At 40.5% G+C, this 2,928-nt stretch carries 4 protein-coding genes and 1 pseudogene; 4 read left to right on the top strand and 1 reads right to left on the bottom strand.

What is annotated here, in order from left to right; genetic code table 11:
* The 4 genes from ACED59_RS24250 to ACED59_RS24235 form a co-directional block, all read left to right on the top strand.
* Positions 1 to 314, top strand: a 314-nt coding sequence (locus ACED59_RS24250; RefSeq protein WP_371731388.1) for a JAB domain-containing protein, incomplete at its 5' end; no start/stop codon positions are given.
* A gap of 99 nt (positions 315 to 413) precedes the next feature.
* Positions 414 to 710: a hypothetical protein gene (locus ACED59_RS24245; protein WP_016800122.1), complete on the top strand. Its 297-nt coding sequence runs from the start codon at positions 414 to 416 to the stop codon at positions 708 to 710.
* A gap of 221 nt (positions 711 to 931) precedes the next feature.
* Positions 932 to 1,375: a lytic transglycosylase domain-containing protein gene (locus ACED59_RS24240; RefSeq protein ID WP_029203697.1), complete on the top strand. Its 444-nt coding sequence runs from the start codon at positions 932 to 934 to the stop codon at positions 1,373 to 1,375.
* A gap of 568 nt (positions 1,376 to 1,943) precedes the next feature.
* Entirely contained in the window at positions 1,944 to 2,303 is a 360-nt protein-coding gene (locus tag ACED59_RS24235) for a hypothetical protein (protein WP_016800120.1), read from the top strand.
* A 17-nt stretch (positions 2,304 to 2,320) separates the two neighbouring features.
* On the opposite strand, the pseudogene ACED59_RS24230 reads toward ACED59_RS24235, so the two are convergent.
* A pseudogene (locus ACED59_RS24230) lies at positions 2,321 to 2,928 on the bottom strand (conjugative transfer relaxase/helicase TraI); the annotation flags it as partial.

Genomic DNA, 2,928 nt, shown 5'->3' with positions numbered 1-2,928 from the left:
AAAGCGAAGTGTTTGGGGTGATCTTTCTTGATAGTCAGCATCGAGTTTTACGCACAAAAGAGATGTTTAACGGCACCATTGACACCGCATCCGTTTACCCGCGTGAAGTGGTCAAAGAGTCACTGGCCACAAATGCAATCGCGGTCATTTTTTATCATAACCATCCCAGCGGTGATGCCACACCCAGTCAAGCCGATCGACGTATTACTCGACGACTGACCGACGCGTTAGCCTTGGTTGATATTCGAGTTCTCGATCATTTCGTGGTGTCTTTTGAAGATGTGGTGTCGTTTGTGGAGCGTGGTTGGATATAGCCATTAGTGAAACATGTCTCTCATTTACGCCTATTCTGGCGTGAATGACTTCCTCATCATAATGCTATAAACTGTAAGCAATTAAATAAGGTTTCTACTATGTCTGAATCAAGCAAAGTCACATTAAGCGTTGAAGAGCTGATCAACCTAACCGCTCATGCTGCCACTCAAGAGCAGTTAAATGATACGCGTAAAGAACTCGATCAGAAGATCGAAGCGGTTCGTCATGAGCTTTCAGATAAAATCGACACAGTTCGTAATGAGCTTTCAGATAAAATCGACACAGTTCGTAATGAAGTGAGTTCCCTTAAAAATCTCATTATTGCAACAGCCTTCGCTATGATTGCGACGGTAGCCGGTGCCGCGTTTTGGGTTGGCAGTCATATCAACGTTTAATATTCAAATATGTTTTCTTAAATGCCTCTTATCCTAGAGGCATTTTTTTTGTCCGAACGCTTCAACGCTCGCGCTAAAAGAATTTGAGCCAAAGGCTCGACCGCAAGCGGTCGCCAATACCGCTCTCAGTACCACAGTACGCCTATTTGCTCGATGTTTGATTCTATTGCTTTTTCATGGTGTCACTTTGTGGGTTTGTGGCTGATAGGTGGCTTTTTATGATGAAACCATTACTTTACCTTTCTTTGCTATCGCCGTGTTTCGGTTGGGCTTTTTGCTTTGATGAGGCAGGGAGATTTTATAATGTCGATCCACAGCTTTTAAAATCCATTGCAACGGTAGAGAGCAGCCTAAAACCGAATGCGTATAATGAAAATAAAAACAAAACCGGTCAAGTGATCAGTCGTGATTTTGGATTGATGCAAATTAATTCCCATTGGTTTGATCGACTATCCGAATTTAATGTGAATGAAACAAGCATCTATAACCCTTGTTTTAATGTTCATCTTGGCGCGTGGGTATTAAGTTCTAATTTTTCTAGTCATGGTTATAACTGGAACAGCGTCGGCGCTTATAATGCGGGTTTTTCAAAACGCACCGAGAACGCCAGAAAAATATACATCCAAAAAGTCCAATCGGTTTATTTTAAGATGAACGTTCAATAAAAGGCTTTGCACCATAACGGTGCAATGTCTTTGGCTTTTCCTCTCGCTTTCTTCCTTCAATTTCCAGATCCCCGCATCCCTCGTTCGTCAGATTCATTCGCCACCTGGTCGGCTTTTGTCTTTCGCTGTCAGTTTTTCCCGTCGCTTTGATTAAGGAACTCAGATCATTCGTTCTGAGTTGTTGGTTAGTTGAGTTGGTGACCACACACCACGCTAAATCGAAAACGATTTAAATGGTTGTCTGCTTTAAACATAAAGACAATACAATCAATAACTTATGATATAAATAGAAGAGTGAATATTTTGGGGGGGAAATTTTCAAAATTTCAACTAATTAGCCGCTGAAATCCAATGTAGATTTACATCATAAATGCATCAATTGTACTTAATCCCTTTTCGAGAAAGGTCTGAGAGCTTGTTTAAAGTGGAAGTGATGTACTAGTGATTTATTAGCAATTAACTCGATGTTTTTAATGATAAATAGTGAGCTTTTTTGCAAGCATGTGATTTAATTGTAATGTAGGTAAAGTGTTGTTTAGAGGGAAATCTAAGAAAGGATGGTGGGATTATGGCGAAAGCTTTTTCTGTACAGAGTTACATTCGGGGTGAATTGGAGCAAGATTTTAAGGTGTTCAGAGACAGAGAAAAGTTAGGTGATGCGGAAGCCGTCAGGCAACTTCTCACGCTGGCATTGAGGATCAAACTGAACGATAAGGAAGATGAGCGGCCGTCTAACCGCGAGTTGATGGAAGAGATGTATCGACGGATCAGGATGATCCAAGGGACGGGTAATTTAACCCACACACAAAGTTTTGATGGTGTCGCGTTCCATGAAAATAAAAAAGATGCAGTAGAAATGCGTAATTTGGTTTCCGCTGATGTGGATAAAAAAGTGGATGCTTATCTTGCAGGCGAAAAAAAAGGGTAGCAGCAGCTACCCTCTTATTATCGCTCTAACTCTCTGTCGATTTCTCTGTCTTCCCAATGTCTCTCTTTCTCTGATTGATTAAATTCCATCTCTTGTTGAGGTGAATATTCTTTTGGCTCAAAGTGGTCGAATGATTGGCTGTCGAGTTCTGTTTTCTCATTATAGTTGAAGGTGTCTAATTCCCTCTCCTGATGAGACGTGTGCGGCTCACTTAATTCAAGGTTATGTGCACTGTTATCTCGCTCTAGTTTATCAATGCACGATTTGATGTCCTCTTTAAGGTTATCATTTGACATGAATTGGATGTCTCGGCCATTAAAGTTCTCGACGATTTTTTCAATGTTGTTCGGGTTTAAATCGTGATTGCCATGATTTAATACAATAATGATGTTCTGTCTTAGTTCATCGGTAGAGATGTTTTGAATGTCGTTCTTATGATTGAGGTTAATAATATCAATCTGTCCTTGGGTTTGGTCTCGAATTAGAAACGATTGTTCAATCGATGTGCTGATGATGGTGGTGTTTAAATTCTCCCCTTGATGGAATCTTGTTAATTGTTTGGATTTCGTCCCTAGGGTTCTTGGGTTAATGTCTAGGGAGGTATCTTTATTTCCTTGAGTGTCTA

Source organism: Vibrio sp. FF266 (genome assembly GCF_041439695.1).
GTDB classification, from domain to species: domain Bacteria; phylum Pseudomonadota; class Gammaproteobacteria; order Enterobacterales; family Vibrionaceae; genus Vibrio; species Vibrio tasmaniensis_A.
Note: the sequence above shows the minus strand (reverse complement) of the source record. Positions and strands in the feature narration are given on the sequence as shown.